The sequence below is a fragment of the Hymenobacter psoromatis genome (assembly GCA_001596155.1).
GTDB lineage: Bacteria > Bacteroidota > Bacteroidia > Cytophagales > Hymenobacteraceae > Hymenobacter.
Map to the genome: position 1 here is coordinate 5,154,817 of CP014771.1, position 14,898 is coordinate 5,169,714.

The following is a 14,898-nucleotide window of genomic DNA, read 5'->3' on the forward strand; positions in this document are numbered from 1 at the left end:
CCATAGGGCCACGCCGAAGTACGTCATCGGTTTCTCAGACCGTTCAGCATGCAGGCCCCCAATGGGTCGCCTGCTCCAGGAGCCCGAACAGTTCAGTGGTCATCGCAGGCCGGATGAATGATGGTGGGAACGGGGAGGGCACCCGCCATCCTTAACAGTTTCTTCCCCCCTTTTTTATAGAGTATCTTGGGCTAGACATCAGCCAGGACTACGTGGATGCCGACCCGCCCGGCGGCGTGCAGCGCCTGGACCAAACCCCGGCCAGCTACGCCCGGTTGGTAGCGCTGTTGCCCACCGAGGCGACCTGCGTGCTGGAGGCCACCGGCCCCTATGGGCTGCGCCTGCTGGCTGTGCTACATCAGGCCCGCCGGCCCGTGTGCGTGGTCAACCCCTTGCAGGTGCGCCGCTTTGCCCAGAGCCAGCTGCGGCGCAGCAAAACCGACCGCACCGATGCCCAAATGCTGAGCCAGTCCGGGCGGGCCTTCACGCCCGCCCTGCGCCAACTCAACCCACTGTGGCTCATTTAGTTGTAGCAGCAACATGCCCTGCTGGAGCTGCTCAAAGGCCAGCGTACGGCCCTGGGTAATCACCAGCACGCCCTGGCCTGACCCGGTGAGTACGAAGGCGTTGGCAGCGGAGCTGGCCCGGCTGGACCAGCAACTGACGGAGTTGGGAAAGGGTCTGGCCCAGGATACCCAGGCCCAGGGCGGGGCCGACTATGCCCGGCTGCAAACCATTCCCGGCGTGGGGCTGCGCATCGCCCTGGCCCTGCTGCTGGCGGGGCCGGGGCTGCGCGCCTTTACAGGCTGGCGGCAGGCCGTGGCCTATGCCGGGCTGTGACCGCGCCACTATGAGTCGGATAGCAGCGTGCGGAGCCGCCCGCCTGCTGCGCCAGGCCTGGGCTTTGCGCACGCATGAGCGCGATTTCGACCCTAAGTTTCATCTTTCGCTTGCTTTGTAAACACAATTCATGCTCATCTGGCGTCCGCTTGTCGAAGCATCTCTACCACCAGGATAATCTTAACATTTAGAGTTAGTTACGCAGTAGAGATGCTTCGACAAGCGGACGCCAGATGAGCATGACCGTCTGTTTTAACCCAAATTAGTAGACTTGTTCCCGAATAAGAAATCGGTCATTTTCCAAGCAGTATTTGGAGCTAGAAACGGCGGCTGCCCGAAGAGCCAGCGGACACTGCCTTAGCCAAGCAAAAAGGTCTTCCCAGCTGCCTGAAGCGGCGAGAATTTTCAGCCATTTCTTATTCGGGAACAAGTCTAGTATCTTAGAACAGCGCTTTACGGCCCAGATGACATTGCTATGCTCGATTCCTGGTATTGGGCGCAAGCCAGCGGGTATGCTGCTGCTTTTTGCCGGCGGCTTTACGCACTTCGATAGCTATCGCCAGGTGATTGCCCTGGCTGGTTTATCGCCGCGCGAGCATACTTCCGGCACTAGCATTCGGGGCAAGGTGCGTATTACCAAAATGGGCGGTGGCTTGATTCGCGGTAAGCTATTCATGTGCAGCCTTTCAGCCAAAAAAGCGAACGCGGTCTGTGCAACCCTCTTTGACCGCCTTGTGGCCAAGGGCAAGAATAAGAAGCTGGCACTGATTGCCGTTTGCAACAAGCTGCTCAAGCAAGCCTTTGCTATCATCAAATCGGGCGTGCCCTACCAAGCTGATTTTAACTTAAACCTTGCCCTCACCTCCTTTTAACACAGTTCATCCCATGCTCAAGGTAATAGAAGATGGGCGCGTGGTAGGTGCCAGAGGCTTCTGGTTAAAAGCTCACCGGCAAGCGAGCGGCCATCTCTACCTCATCTATTATACCGCTACCCGTGAGCAGCGCTACATCCACGTCCACCGGCTGACTGCGCTTTGCTACGTACCAAACGCAGACCCAGCGACCTTAATCAAGGTTGACCACATCGACACCAATCCAGCGAACAACCACTATACCAATCTGCGCTGGGTAACCGCCAGGCAGAACTGTCAAAACCTTGCTAAGAATAAAGAGGGGAGTACTAGCAGCCAGTACATTGGCGTAAGCTGGAAGAAACGGGAGTAGCGCTGGGCCGCTCAAATTTGGCTTGACGGTGAGAACAAGGGGCTCGGGCAGTTCAAAGATGCTGTTGATGCAGCTTGTGCATACGACCAACCCCTGATAGGGGCAGGCTTGAACCCCGTCAACGTCCCGCCCAACAACGCGTGACGATACGTCACGAGAACGCTAGCAGTACAGAAATGCGGTACAGAATTACCTGCTCAGACGGTACAGACTAGGTGCTGTATTGTACTTTAAAACGAAAAAATCCTCTCAGATTATCTGAGAGGATTTTTATATTGTACTTTTTAGTGAAGATTGTAGTCCGTAGGGGAATATCACCTACATAATAAGTTAGGGAAAGAATAATGGCTAAAATGGCTTATTCTCGCTGAATTAGGTTGTTTTTGTGAAATGTTATTCCAGTCATATTATGTATTTTCATCCTCAATACGGGGTCTTTGTACCCTGGGCTGTACCCTAATTTTATTATTGTCGTAACTTCGTAGTGACAGACAATCCTGATTTATGGCATCCATCTCTTTTCATCTGAAAGAGCCAAACAGCGACAAGCCTACGGCCCTCTTCATCTGGTTTAATCCTCAAAACGGGGCTAGCCGCGTTCGGCTTTATACGGGTGATAAAATCCATCCTAACCAATGGGAGGGAGGGGAGGTGCAGCGCGCCCGAACACCGAAGCGTAGTCCCGAAACGGAGCGCAACAAGGCTGTCAATGCTAACAACGAGCGCATGAGCAAACGCCTCCTGACTTATTGGGGTGAGTGCCGCGCGCGGGGCGTACTGCCCTCGCCCGAAGAGTTGCGGGCAGTTATTGAGCCCGAAGCTCCTGCTGCCGTTGCACCAGCCCAGCCCCAACCCGTGCCTGACTATGCTGCTTTCTTAGCCCGTAAAGTAGGAAATTATGCTGATAATACAATAAAGTCTCATACTACTACTTATAATCACTTGATTCGTTACGTTTCCCTCTCACGCCGTCCGTTCAAATACGCCGACTTTACCCGAGAATAGGTGGAGAAATTTGGCGCTTGGTTATCGGCAGGCTATGGGGTACGTGAATTTATGGCCGACGGCAGCGTAAACAAGCAGCTCAAGAACCTGAAGGAATTTTTGAAAGATGCCGCTAATCGAGGCCGCACCCCACGTATTGATGTAATAGGCTGGGGGTGGAAATTTGTCGAGCCGGAAGCAATGGCTCTTACTACTGCCGAGCTGGCTTGCATTGAATCTCTTAAGGATTTGCCTCCCTATTTGGAAAATGCCCGCTGCTTATGGCTGCTGATGGCCTACACTGGCTTACGCTACTCCGATGCCATGAAATTGAAGCCTGAACACGACAAGGGGGAAGTGTTACGATTTGTGCCTCAAAAAACTACTGATATTTCAGCGACTGTTTACATCCGCAAAGTAACCCGCGTACTACTCAGTAAATGTTGGACGGGGGAGGTGCATGAAATCAGCAATACCAAATTGAACGATTTTATTAAGCTAGTGTGCCAGCGGGCGGCTATTGATGAATTGACCGAAAAAATAAGCTATTATGGGCAAACAAGCCGTCCTAGAAAAGAAGTATTTAAAAAATGGGAGTTGGTCAGCTGTCACACTGCGCGCCGCACCTTTATCACACTTTCTTTTTCTAAAAAAATACCACTAGAATTAATTATGATGGCTGCTGGCCACACCAACGCAAAAACAACGTTACGATACAATCAAAATACAGAGGCGCGGCAGATTGAGGTTTCTCGCCTTGCTTGGGATGATGAGTAGGCCCTAATTATCAACCAGCTTTGTAGCCGGTAGAACTGCTATAAATGGGTGTGCAGTTCTGATAAAAAGTGGGGAAAAACGAAGCTTAGGATATAGTCCTAAGGCGTGATAGTCTATCAATTCACTGTCCGTTGCAAGTAAAATCATCCCAACTACTCAGGGTAAGAGGCTTTGTACTCCGACTTGCATATACCTCTCAGTTTTCGCTAATTTCACCAACAAGTAAAAACTCCGTTAGGAAATCTATACGCGAAACGGCTATGTATTAAAAAATATACATGCCGTGTTCGCAAGGGCTTGTGGGCGGATAGTAACCAAGAAAAACCGCCTCTATTATCGGGTCATTCAACATCGTTAGTTGGTCTAGGCAACCGAACGCGCAATCTTGCGCATCGCCGCCGGCGAGTCGCCAAACCTGCACAGCGCCTCGCAGTGTTGGCGCAGCTCCGAAAACAGGATGTAGTGGATGGTCGCGCCGGCGGCCCGGATGGCGGGCCGTAAGAGCTGCGTCTGCACCTCTTTTTCGCGGGCATCGGGCACTACTAGGTAGAGCGCGGTGGCGTGCTCGGGCATGGAGAAAGCTAAATCCGTCAGGCGCAGGATACCGCTGTAGATGCTGGTACTTTTCTCCACTTCAAAAGCCGCTACTACCCGGCTGGTACCAGGGGCGAACCACACGATATCAACAAGGCGGATAGTACTGGCCACCTCGGCTGGCACGGGTAGCTCGGGGTGCTGGTCGAGGCAGAGAAACGACAACTTCTGCCCACCGTAGAGGCGGTTGCGGTCGTTGATGGCCGTGGTTACGTCGCAGCCCAGCGCCTTGCCGATGCGCAGCAGATGGTGCTGCATTTCGGTGTGCTGGTTCTCTTCCTGCGCTTCGGTCTGGACTTCTTTGTGGCGTTTCTGGGCCTGCTGCTGGTATTTATCACGGTCCTCGTCGGTGGCAAATTGCTGCTCGCCGGCAATTATTTTCCGCACGCCTACGTCGAAGAGTAGGCCGCTCAGCGCGCCGTAGTCGAGGCTTAGGTGCTGGCGATGCTCCTGGTTAAGGTCGCGCAGTCTCTCGCGCATTCGCAGGTATTCGGCCCAGGAGCCGAGCTTGATTTTCTCCCCGAACAGGGCATTGAACCCGTTGACAATGGCCGTGTTGCAGGGCGGCATCAGGGTAGGGTGCAGAAAATAGAGGATGCTGGCCACGGCCGGCCCCAGTCCTTTTATTTTGCGGCGGTCCAGCAGGTCAATTTCGCGCAGTAGCTGCTGCTCGGTGGTGGCGGCCAGGCAGCTTTCCAGGAACTGGCCGAAGGCCCGCTTGTTATCCTCGTGCTCGTAGATATCGGGGATGCGTAGCTTGGGCTTCCAGTAAAAGGGATGCGCCGCGCCCTGAAACACCTGCTTCTGCTCGCTGATGACGCTGAGCACAAATTCGAGCGAGGTACCCTTAAAATCATTGCCGAAACTCCCGGCCTTGATATCCTTTACTACCTGCTGCACCCCGCGCCGGATGGAGCGAAAAGCCTTCAGCCGCTCCTCATTGTTGATAAACCAAGTGTTGTAAACGGACTCGGAATCAGCTTTGTATTGTTGGATAAGCGGTGGTAGCGCGGCAGACATAAAGTAGGAAATGAGTAAGTAGAGCCACTAAGATGCGCCAAAATTGGGGGGCGCAGGCGGAGATACTTAAAAACTGGATTGCGAGTCGTCAGTACTCCGGTTAATAAGGGCTGGTAACTGGTAGAGCATCTCCCGAGGAATGCCTAGCATCTCTCGTTTTTCCGCGTAGTTTTCTAAAAATAGGGCGAAGGGATGAATAGCCTGCATAAGCCGCTGCTCTTCCTCGGCCGGGGTGATACCAGGCCAAGCAGGGGCTGTGAGGTAGGCGATGTATTCTTCCAAAACGTCTTCAAATACTAAGCGGCCATCGCGGAAATCCTCGTGGAAAGCCAGCAGCGTATCAGCGTCAATAATAATGAGCGGCCGGACATGGTGCACGGGCAGCCCGGCTGCGTCCAGCGCAACTACTTCACCCTGAAACCATTCATTCACCACTGCGTTCAGGCCCGGCTGATTGTAGAGCCGGTCGTGCACGACCAAGACCGGGTAGATAATCAGGTCCGCTGGGTCGAAGTCGGTATCGAAAGGTAGTTCTTTTCGCAGCAGGCGGCCGACGTTATTGGCTAATTGCTTTGCTGCCTTGGGATGCCCTTTTTCGTCCTCGTAGAATTTCTTTCGTAGCTCCTGTAAATAGGTGGCAAAGTCGTGGCCGGCCTTTGCGTCCTTATGCACCAGTACATCTTTCGACTCAAAAAGCACCGCCCGAGGGCCATGCCGAAAATAATAGTCCGGTTCCGACTGCCCTTGTAGCTTCCACCCGGCCATGATTGCTGAACCGCTCAGCGCCCGGCCGCGGCCGAGGAACGTAGCTTTCAGCAGCATGTAAAGTAGGTGCTGTTCAGAAAATAAATCACAGTACACTGACCGCCAATCCTTTTCCCGCTCGGCTTTGGGTAGGGACTGATTGGCGCGGTTAAACTGAAAATACAGCCCTTTGTGCATCGCTTCCAGTACCAGCACCGGGTAGGCCAGTACGAAGGTGCCCGGCATTTCTTCTACCAGGGGCGTAGTACGCAAACTGGTAAAATCGGCCTTGTCCAAGGCTTGACCTTCGGGCAGGGCGAAGTTCCGCAGAAAGGCGCAGTCCGCTTCAAAATCGGGGCCGTCGGGTACCTCCACGGAAATTCGACCCGAATTTCCCGCTTCCGTAATAGGCTTGGTTACGCCACTGAGCTTGCGAAAGTATTCGGGCCAGTCGCGGCACCCGAACCGACGCAGGAAAGTTTGTAAAATCGGGGTAAAGCGGGCGTCAGCTTCCAGAAACTCAAATAGTTGCACCGACTTAATTAGCTGTAAGAGAGCAATATTTAGCAAGCGCAGGTTGACCAGCTCAAAATCGGAGAAGGTCCCGGCCAGGGCCAGTGCTGCGAGCGGCTGCGTGGGCAGCAACTGCTTGGCGGCCGTCATGGCTTGGGCCTGTTCCTCGATATAAGGCCCGTTCAGCACCAGGCACGCTTTGAACAGGCTCTTTTCCAGCTCGGCCTCCGTCTTGGTATTGGCCTCGTCGGGCAACTCGAAGCAGTAGCTGTAAAGCTGGAGTACCGTTTTGGGATGCAGGAAGCTGAGTGGGGACTGGACGCGGTTCTGCAACGCTCTAGCCCGGTAATAGACCTCATCCGCAAAGAGTTGGTTATGCGAGCCGAAAAACTGCCGCATATCGGTGAGGTGGGTCCGCTCAGGAGTTGGTACCTGACTCAAATAGCCTAGCAAGTGCGATACGCACTGTAAGCGCACGTGCCGACTAATTCCGGCCAGGTACTGCGCTATGGGTAAGGCAGGCTCGGAAAAGAGATAGGAGAAGTTGACGAGTAATTTTCGGGTCATTCGCGGGAATTTATCGAACCGGTGCGGGATAAGACAATTGCCCAGCTTAACGCCAAAAAGCAGCCCGACGTTAAAAGCCGCACTGCTCTTCGCTACTCTATCAAGCCTTCAAATCAGCGAATCCAGGCTGCGGCGAGCGTGGCTGGCGGGACCCAGCTTCTGAAATTCGGTGGGCGTGAGGCCCGTCACCTGTCGGAACTGCCGCGAGAGGTGGGCCGGGCTGCTGTAGCCTAGTTGCTCGGCCACCTCGGCGATAGGCAATTCGCCGTAATCAATCAACTCCTTGGCGCACTCCACCTTCTGGCGAATGATGAACTTCTCAATCGTGAGCCCCTCCGAAGCGGAGAACAAGTGGGATAAATAGTGATAGTCTTTGTCTAAGTGCTCGGTTAGATAGTCGGAGTAGTTAAGCAGGCGGGGGCCGGGCGGGGGGTAGTGAACCAAAGCCACCAGCAGGGTTTTAATGCGGTCCACTAATTGGTCGCGGGGTTCTTCGAGCAGCACGAAGCCCACTGCGGCCAAGCTAACGCGAATGGCCGCCAAGTCGGGGGCCGCGTCATCGGGCGTGAATACGTCGGCCTCGCCCAGCGCCACGCGGGCCACGCGCAGGCCCAGCGCCGTCAGCTTTTCGCCCACCACCCGAATGCACTGGGGACACACCATATTTCTAATCAGCAGCCGATATGAGCCGGCTGGCGGTAATACGTGCGCAATACTTATATTGGACTTCATACCCAGCCGCCTTATTTCACCACCAGGCTACCCCGCAGCATCCCCATGCCGCAGGTGAAGGGGAACGTGCCGATTCTCTCGGGCAGCAGCTCTACCAGCGTGGTTTTGAAAGCGGGCAGGTCGCGGCGGATACTGAAATCGGGCAGCAATAGCTCCTCCGAGCAACTGCTCTCCTCGTCGCGGTAGAAGCTCAGCTGCACGGGCTGGCCTTTTTTTACCTCAATGATGTCGGGCGAGTAGCCGCCCTTCACGGTTATAGCCACCTCCTGTACGCCGCCCGACGAGGAAACGGCGCTGGCCGTTTGGCGGGTCGAGAATAAGAAGTACCATAGCACGAACGCCACCAGGCCGAGGCCAACGATGGTAACAATAACCTGGGAAGTATCCATACTTTTTAAGTAGAAATTATGAATTAAAAATTAACTACAAGAGAAGGGCACCGGTGGTCTTTTCGTGACGTAGGCAGCCCCATTTTTAATCCTTAATTTGAATCTGGGTCGAAGCTTCTTAGGCGCAGCGAGTTGGTCAGCACCGACACCGAGCTGAGGGCCATTGCGCCGGCCGCCAGCATGGGCGAGAGCAGGATGCCGAAGAACGGATACAACAGCCCGGCCGCGATGGGGATGCCCAGCGAGTTATAAACGAAGGCGAAAAACAAGTTCTGCTTGATGGTGCGGATGGTCTGGCGCGACAGCTCGATGGCCGTGACTACCCCGTTTAAATCCGAGCGCATGAGCGTGATGCCGGCGGCTTCCATTGCCACGTCGGTGCCCGAGCCGATGGCCAAGCCAATGTCGGCCTGGGCCAGGGCCGGCGCATCGTTGATGCCGTCGCCCACCATTGCCACGGTGCGATTTTCAGCCTGTAATTCCTTCACCTTACCGGCTTTGTCTTGGGGTAGCACTTCGGCAAAATAGCGCGTGATGCCTACCTGCCCGGCCACCTGGGCGGCGGTTTGCGGGTTGTCGCCGGTCATCATCACCACTTCTATGCCCAGGGCTTGCAGCTTTTGGATGGCGGCGGCCGAGGTGTCGCGCACGGTGTCGGCCACGCCCACCAGGCCCACGGCCTGCCCGGCCACGGCCACGTAGAGCACGGTTTTGGCCTGGCTCAGCAGCTGCTCGGCCTGGGACGTGAGGGTCGGCGAGAGGCTGATGCCTTCGTCGGCCAGCAGGCGGCGGTTGCCGATGAGCACGGCCTGGCCGGCTACCGTGGCCGCCGCGCCCTTGCCTTCCACGGCCCGAAAGTCGGTGGCGGCCAGTTTATCGCCGCCCTGGTCGTCGGCGTGGCGCACCACGGCTTCGGCCAGCGGGTGCTCGCTTTGGCGCTCCACGGCGGCCACCAGCTGCAACAGGTGGGGGCCATGCTGGCCGGGGGCCACGAAGTCCGTCACGGCCGGCTCGCCGCGGGTGATGGTGCCGGTTTTGTCGAGCAGCACGGTGTTCACCTGGTAGGCTTTTTCCAGCGCCTCGGCGTTGCGGATGAGCACGCCGTGTTCCGCGCCCTTGCCGGTGCTTACCATGATGGCCGTGGGCGTGGCCAGCCCCAGGGCGCAGGGGCAGGCAATGATGAGCACGGCTACGAAGCTGACCAGTGCCAGCGGCAGGCGGGTGGTTGCCGGGGCCAAATCGAACCAGAGCACGAACGTGAGCAGGGCAATAACGACCACCGTGGGCACGAAAATGGCGCTCACCTTGTCGGCCAGCCGCTGAATGGGCGCGCGGCTGCCCTGCGCATCTTCCACCAGCTTCACTATCTGCGAGAGCATGGTATCGGCCCCCACTTTAGTGACTTTAAAGCGAAAGGAGCCGGTTTTGTTGAGCGTCGCCCCGAATACCGGGTCGCCGGTCTTTTTCTCCACGGGCAGGCTTTCGCCGGTCAGCATGGCTTCGTCGAGCGACGATTGGCCTGCCGTGATGAGGCCATCGGTGGCCACTTTTTCGCCGGGGCGCACCACGATAACGTCGCCCAGCTGCACCTGCTCGATGGGCACGTCCACTTCCTGGCCGCCGGGGCGCACCACGCGGGCCGTTTTGGCTTGCAGGCCCATCAGGCTGCGGATGGCGGCCGAAGTCTGGGTTTTGGCCCGCAGCTCCAGCACCTTGCCCAGCAAAATCAGGGCGATGATGGTAACCGTGGTGTCGTAGTACACCTCCGGCCGGATGCCCCGGCTCGTAAAAAAGCCCGGCACCACGGTAGCCGCCAGACTGTAGCCAAAAGCCGCGCCGGTGCCCACCGCAATGAGCGTGTCCATGTTGGCGGCCCGGTGCTTAAAGCCATTCCAGGCCGACACGTAGAACTCGCGCCCGCTGTAGGCCAGCACCGGCAGGGTAAGGAGGAGGAGCAAATAATTGAGCCACTGCACATTGATGCGCTGCATCATCGCCGGCCAGAGCATGAGCATACTGAGCGGCATAATGACTACGACCAGCGCCACGGCCACCCAGAAGCGGCGCTTAAGTTTTTGATAGGCCAGGGCCTTCTGGCGGTCCAGCTCGGCGCTGCGCTCGGCGGCGCTGGTGTCGGGGGCGCGCTCGGTCACGCCATAGCCGGCGTTGACGACGGCCTCCTTGAGGGCGGCCGGGGTAGCCTGGGTAGGCAGGTAGTCCACGGTGGCCTTTTCGGTGGCGAAGTTGACCATTGCCCGCTGCACGCCCGGCGTGCGGCTGAGCGACTTCTCGACGAAGGCCGCGCACGAGGCGCAGGTCATGCCTTCGATGTCGAGGGTTTCGGTTTTAGTGGCGGGTTCCATAACAGCAGGTTACTTCGTGGTTGCCGGGCGATAGGTACTCAGGGGAGCAAGCCCACAGCCACTCTGTAAAGGAATGGCGCTGCTACAGAGAAGTTGGTATCGAATACCACCGCAGAGTTGCATAATTTGACGAGTTGCCAAAGTCCTTGCTCACTAGAGCCTGTTATGCACTATTGGCGTGTCTGGCGAGCATAATACAGGCGAAGACGGCAGAGTGGGGTTGTTGCAACGTGCTGCTCAAGCGCTCGTAATCGCGGGCCAGCCGCCGGAAGCGGCTGCACCAGGCAAAGCTGCGTTCGACCACCCAGCGGCGGGGCAATAGCACAAAGCCGGTGTGTCCTTCCGGCTCGGTTATCACCTGCAAATCAATATCGTGTACGGCAGCCTCGTACTCCAGGTCTTCCCCCGCGTAGCCCTGGTCGCCGAAGCCCACTTCGACCGTTTGACTCGTGATTTCTTGTGCTCGCTGGCAGAGTTCGCCCACCTGGGGCCGCTACTATTCGTTGGCCGGGGTAATGACCACGCTGAGCAGGTAGCCCAGCTTATCGACCGCGATGTGGGCCTTGCCGCACTCTGCGCCTTTTAGCCCCGTCGTAGCCGGCGCGGCACCCACTCTCGGGGGGGGCTTTGTAGGGTGCGCCCGTCGAAGATGACGGCCGTGGGCGTGACCGTTTGGCCCAGTAATATGCGCTACAACTCATTCAAATCATGGACGATAGCCTCGGACGCAGGCATCGCGTCAGCGCGTCCACTGCTGGTAGACCGCCAACCAGGGTGGCAGGTCGTGGGGTAGGTAGTGCCACTGAGAGCCGGCGTGGCCCAGGTAGCGCAAGCCGTTAAACAAGGCCCGTAACGGGTGGTCGCGCTGGGGCACTTCTTCCCCGCATCAGGCACAAGGAAGGGGCCAAAAAGGTCCATTCCTTATCCAACACATCGCTGGGGTAACTTCGCGTAACGACCATAGCCCAACTTTAACCTCAAGTGCAGAACAGGCTCTAGAGAACTGCTGAACCTGGGCCAGCCGGTCGCGGCGGCCGGCACTACATAATTTCTCTACTACTGTTATGACTTACTCCTTACTGCTGGCGGGCGTTGGGCTGGCGGGGCTGGCTATCCTCGACCTGATTAAAACCACGCTCTCCTCCCAGGGTGGGGCCTGGGGTACGCGCATACTGGCCCGGACTGTGTGGCGCGTTTTCTTTGTTGCGGCTGGCCGGCGGGGGCAGGCCCGCCTGCTCGACCACGCCGGGCTGACTATTCTGCTGAGCGTATTGCTGAGCTGGATTGCGGGTATGTGGGGCGGCCTGTTTCTAGTGCTACTCGCCGATGCGGGCTCCGTCGTCAGCAGTAGCACCCACGCCCCTGCCGGTGCCATCGAGAAGCTCTACTACGCGGGCTCCACGCTCTCCACGCTGGGCAGCGGTGACTACGTGCCTACTTCCGACACCTGGCGGCTGGTGACGAACGTGGCCAGCTTCGCCGGACTGGTGTTCATCACTACCTCCATTACCTACTTCGTGCCGGTACTCTCGGCCATCAGCTTGCAGCGGCAGCTCAGCCTCTACATCAACGGCCTGGGCGAAACGCCGCTGCAAATCGTGGCCAATGGCTGGGACGGCACTGGCTTCACGGCTTTGCTCGATAGCGTGCCGCCGCTCTGCCAGCTTATTCTCCAGCACGCCATGAATCACCGGGCCTACCCCGTGATTCACTACTTTCACAGCCGCCAGCCGCGGCAGGCCGTGGTGCTGGCTCTGGCCCGCCTCAGTGAGGCGCACCTGCTGCTCGCGCACGCCATCGCGCCCGCGCACCGGCCTCCTGCCCTGCCGCTGCATATGCTGCGGGCGGCGCTGGACGAGTACCTGGCCGTGGTCGCGGCCGGCTTCCCGGCGGCGACCACGAAGGAACCCCCAACCCTGCCGGCCCTAACTCAGGTAGCGGCCCGGCCGCTGCCCCTGCGCAACCCAACCGACATCCTGCAAGCGCTGGCGGGGGAGCAGCCGCGCCGGGGCCAGGTGGGCGCGCTGCTATACGCCGATGGCTGGACCTGGCCGCAGGTTTACCAGCCGCCAACGTAGCGCCTGCTGCGGGCCGGTTGGCCGCGCTGCTCGTTTCACCTGCTCTTTACTACCCCCATGCTCGGTGCCGATGGCTACCTCTGGGTCGTTGGGTACCGGGGCACCCCTAAAACCGGGGGTGCGCCGGTACCCAACGACCCCAAGTTGCTGGCCTTTGGTATCACCACGAATAAGCTGGTGCGCATTACTCCGCTCGATGCCTACGTAAAGTCCACCAGCTAGCTTCGTGGATGATATGCGCCTTCCCGGCGACATGCTGCTGGCATTGGGCCTACAGCCGTTGCAGCGCGGAGTTCACCTGACTGAGACGAAAAAGCATACTCATCTTCCCCACAAAGCATAGATGGAACCCAAATTCAACGCGGCTACGCCGCAGCGCCCTGCTGGCGACCGGCTTTTGGACGCCCCGTTGCTCCTAGCTGACATCTCCTCCCTGGTGGAACAGCTCCACCGCGAAAGTATCTGGGAGGAAAGCGACCGAAACGCCATTACCGTGTTCAAGACCGCCGGGCTGACCATCGTGCTGGTTATTTTGCGCGTAGATGCTATCCTGAACCTGTGCATAAGTGAAGGGCTACTCAGCCTCCACCTGCTCAAAGGCCAAGTGCAGGTAGTGGCGGATTCCGCAGAGCCCTTACCCGCCCTGAGCCAGGGCCAACTGCTGACCCTGCACGCCGGGGCACCGTACCGGGCGCTCGCACTGGCAGAGGCCACGCTACTTCTGACCGTGGCAGGCCAGACGCGCCCCCCCGAGGCGGGCGGGCCACCCTACCTGCTCCGGCTGGCAGAGGACGCAAACGACATTGGTAACCTGTTGGGATAGACTGAGTGACTTGTTGGGTAGATAGCTACTGTTGGCCTTAGTTAAAAGTTTGGTGTAAAAGTCGCATCTGGCAGCATTAGCCGGGGCTCAGAAGGGCTAGCCAAGGAACTCAACGCCCCCTTCAGGGCCCTCCATTAGTTATCCGGTGATGTGGAGAAGAGCGGCGAGGAGAAGCGCCCGCTGCTGTCCGACCTACGCGAGCCCAGCAGCTTGGAGCGAGATTCCGACTGAATCGTCTTTCTCTGGCGCGGCCAATACTTTTCCAGCGGCCTCGATGGCCTTGTTAAATATTTATACCCGATTTGCTTGTAAAATTTGGCCGTAGACTTACATAATTTTGCGTATAACGTCCGCCAATAATATCAATCAGGAACACTTTAGCTAATAGCTAAAAATCTGATAATTAGTTGGTAAACTAATAAATTAGCAACTCTGAGTTTTCTACTATTTGGGGCTTTTGGCTGACAGTTTATGACAGTCACATTCTAGCCCTACCTTGGGAAAGTCGTAATTTTGCGAGCGCTTAGTGCCCTTTATGTTCCGTAGCCTGTTTCCCTTTCGCCGTTTGCTGGCGACGAGCTTCCTGCTCGTCTTCGTCAACGTGTTTGTGGGGCAGTGTTGGTGCGCAACGAGTACCTCGATGCAGTCGGCCCCGCCGATGGCAGCCAGCAGCCACCACGCGGAAGATAAGCCCTCGCATCCGGGCTGTCACGGGCATAGGGCCGTGGCTGAGCACCGCGGCAAGCACGAGCATTCGTCCAAGCCAACTAGCAGCCGCGACTGCTGCAAGGACAAGTCGGCTTCGCTGCTTTCATCCCTGACGACCCCCGCCCAGAAGCATCTGTTTACGCCTGCCCCGGCTGTGCTGCCGACGGCAATTGAGTTTTACTTCCAGCCCCTGGCTGGTAAGTGGGACCGCGCGGCGGTGGTTACCCTGGTGCCGCCCCGGCACCTGAAGCCCAAAATACCGGATATCCGCATTTTCATTCAGTCCCTGACTGTTTGATTCTTTTGACGCGCTAAGGCTCGCGCCGGCATAGTTACGCTATGTCCGGGGCGGGCCTTTTCGTTTGCTCGTCCGCGTGGCCCGGCGGGCCGCGCTTTCCTCCCTCCTTTCCTGGTTTTACCTCCCCAACAATGAAGAGTTGTTGCCAAGAAGCGGGTGCGCCGCCCCCTCGGGGCACGGGCCGCCGCTGGCTATCCTACCTACTCTACGCCGGGCTGGCGGCTGCCTTGAGCTTCGTGCTTTG

14 protein-coding genes and 1 pseudogene are annotated in these 14,898 nt (G+C 57.7%); 8 read left to right on the top strand and 7 right to left on the bottom strand.

The features are described from left to right. Positions 1–212: 212 nt before the first annotated feature. The 4 genes from A0257_21905 (at position 213) to A0257_21920 (ending at position 2,064) form a co-directional block, all read left to right on the top strand. Positions 213–527, top strand: coding sequence for a hypothetical protein (locus A0257_21905; GenBank protein AMR29483.1), 315 nt, complete (start codon positions 213–215; stop codon positions 525–527). Positions 528–540: 13 nt separating this feature from the next. Then, positions 541–840 carry a hypothetical protein gene (locus tag A0257_21910; protein ID AMR29484.1) on the top strand — a complete coding sequence of 100 codons (300 nt, stop codon included), beginning with the start codon at positions 541–543 and terminating at the stop codon, positions 838–840. 464 nt (positions 841–1,304) lie between these two features. Further along, positions 1,305–1,712, top strand: a complete 408-nt coding sequence (locus tag A0257_21915) for a hypothetical protein (protein AMR29485.1) — start codon at positions 1,305–1,307, stop codon at positions 1,710–1,712. Positions 1,713–1,725: 13 nt separating this feature from the next. Beyond that, a complete protein-coding gene (locus A0257_21920) occupies positions 1,726–2,064 on the top strand; it encodes a hypothetical protein (GenBank protein ID AMR29486.1) in 339 nt (112 codons plus the stop codon). A 465-nt stretch (positions 2,065–2,529) separates the two neighbouring features. On the opposite strand, the gene A0257_21925 is transcribed toward A0257_21920, so the two are convergent. Then, a complete protein-coding gene (locus tag A0257_21925) occupies positions 2,530–2,916 on the bottom strand; it encodes a hypothetical protein (GenBank protein AMR29487.1) in 387 nt (128 codons plus the stop codon). Between the two features lie 204 nt (positions 2,917–3,120). Here A0257_21925 and A0257_21930 point away from each other — a divergent pair, with 204 nt between their 5' ends. After that, positions 3,121–3,825, top strand: coding sequence for a hypothetical protein (locus A0257_21930; protein ID AMR29488.1), 705 nt, complete (start codon positions 3,121–3,123; stop codon positions 3,823–3,825). A gap of 363 nt (positions 3,826–4,188) precedes the next feature. Here A0257_21930 and A0257_21935 read toward each other — a convergent pair whose 3' ends face one another. The 6 genes and pseudogenes from A0257_21935 to A0257_21960 all read right to left on the bottom strand — a co-directional run bounded on the left by A0257_21935 (position 4,189) and on the right by A0257_21960 (position 11,709). After that, positions 4,189–5,439, bottom strand: coding sequence for a hypothetical protein (locus A0257_21935; protein ID AMR29489.1), 1,251 nt, complete (start codon positions 5,437–5,439; stop codon positions 4,189–4,191). A gap of 66 nt (positions 5,440–5,505) precedes the next feature. Then, positions 5,506–6,951, bottom strand: a complete 1,446-nt coding sequence (locus tag A0257_21940; GenBank protein AMR29490.1) for a hypothetical protein — start codon at positions 6,949–6,951, stop codon at positions 5,506–5,508. Between the two features lie 420 nt (positions 6,952–7,371). Continuing rightward, entirely contained in the window at positions 7,372–7,995 is a 624-nt protein-coding gene (locus A0257_21945) for a hypothetical protein (protein ID AMR29491.1), read from the bottom strand. 11 nt (positions 7,996–8,006) lie between these two features. After that, positions 8,007–8,384 carry a copper-transporting ATPase gene (locus A0257_21950; protein ID AMR29492.1) on the bottom strand — a complete coding sequence of 126 codons (378 nt, stop codon included), beginning with the start codon at positions 8,382–8,384 and terminating at the stop codon, positions 8,007–8,009. Between the two features lie 92 nt (positions 8,385–8,476). Beyond that, complete coding sequence (locus tag A0257_21955) at positions 8,477–10,747, bottom strand: ATPase (protein AMR29493.1); 2,271 nt, start codon at positions 10,745–10,747, stop codon at positions 8,477–8,479. Between the two features lie 163 nt (positions 10,748–10,910). Continuing rightward, a pseudogene (locus A0257_21960) lies at positions 10,911–11,709 on the bottom strand (transposase). Between the two features lie 102 nt (positions 11,710–11,811). On the opposite strand from A0257_21960, the gene A0257_21965 reads away from it, so the two are divergent. The 3 genes from A0257_21965 to A0257_21975 all read left to right on the top strand — a co-directional run bounded on the left by A0257_21965 (position 11,812) and on the right by A0257_21975 (position 14,654). Further along, positions 11,812–12,825: a hypothetical protein gene (locus A0257_21965; GenBank protein AMR29494.1), complete on the top strand. Its 1,014-nt coding sequence runs from the start codon at positions 11,812–11,814 to the stop codon at positions 12,823–12,825. Between the two features lie 343 nt (positions 12,826–13,168). Then, positions 13,169–13,648, top strand: coding sequence for a hypothetical protein (locus tag A0257_21970; GenBank protein AMR29495.1), 480 nt, complete (start codon positions 13,169–13,171; stop codon positions 13,646–13,648). Positions 13,649–14,183: 535 nt separating this feature from the next. Then, a complete protein-coding gene (locus tag A0257_21975) occupies positions 14,184–14,654 on the top strand; it encodes a hypothetical protein (protein ID AMR29496.1) in 471 nt (156 codons plus the stop codon). Positions 14,655–14,898: the final 244 nt, after the last annotated feature.

Bases quoted from the DNA above. Each gene is read 5' to 3' on its own strand.
- A0257_21915 (AMR29485.1), top strand. From the start codon at position 1,305: ATGACATTGCTATGCTCGATTCCTGGTATTGGGCGCAAGCCAGCGGGT.
- A0257_21945 (AMR29491.1), bottom strand. From the start codon at position 7,995: ATGAAGTCCAATATAAGTATTGCGCACGTATTACCGCCAGCCGGCTCA.
- A0257_21950 (AMR29492.1), bottom strand. From the start codon at position 8,384: ATGGATACTTCCCAGGTTATTGTTACCATCGTTGGCCTCGGCCTGGTG.
- A0257_21920 (AMR29486.1), top strand. From the start codon at position 1,726: ATGCTCAAGGTAATAGAAGATGGGCGCGTGGTAGGTGCCAGAGGCTTC.
- A0257_21955 (AMR29493.1), bottom strand. From the start codon at position 10,747: ATGGAACCCGCCACTAAAACCGAAACCCTCGACATCGAAGGCATGACC.
- A0257_21930 (AMR29488.1), top strand. From the start codon at position 3,121: ATGGCCGACGGCAGCGTAAACAAGCAGCTCAAGAACCTGAAGGAATTT.
- A0257_21970 (AMR29495.1), top strand. From the start codon at position 13,169: ATGGAACCCAAATTCAACGCGGCTACGCCGCAGCGCCCTGCTGGCGAC.
- A0257_21935 (AMR29489.1), bottom strand. From the start codon at position 5,439: ATGTCTGCCGCGCTACCACCGCTTATCCAACAATACAAAGCTGATTCC.
- A0257_21965 (AMR29494.1), top strand. From the start codon at position 11,812: ATGACTTACTCCTTACTGCTGGCGGGCGTTGGGCTGGCGGGGCTGGCT.
- A0257_21910 (AMR29484.1), top strand. From the start codon at position 541: ATGCCCTGCTGGAGCTGCTCAAAGGCCAGCGTACGGCCCTGGGTAATC.
- A0257_21975 (AMR29496.1), top strand. From the start codon at position 14,184: ATGTTCCGTAGCCTGTTTCCCTTTCGCCGTTTGCTGGCGACGAGCTTC.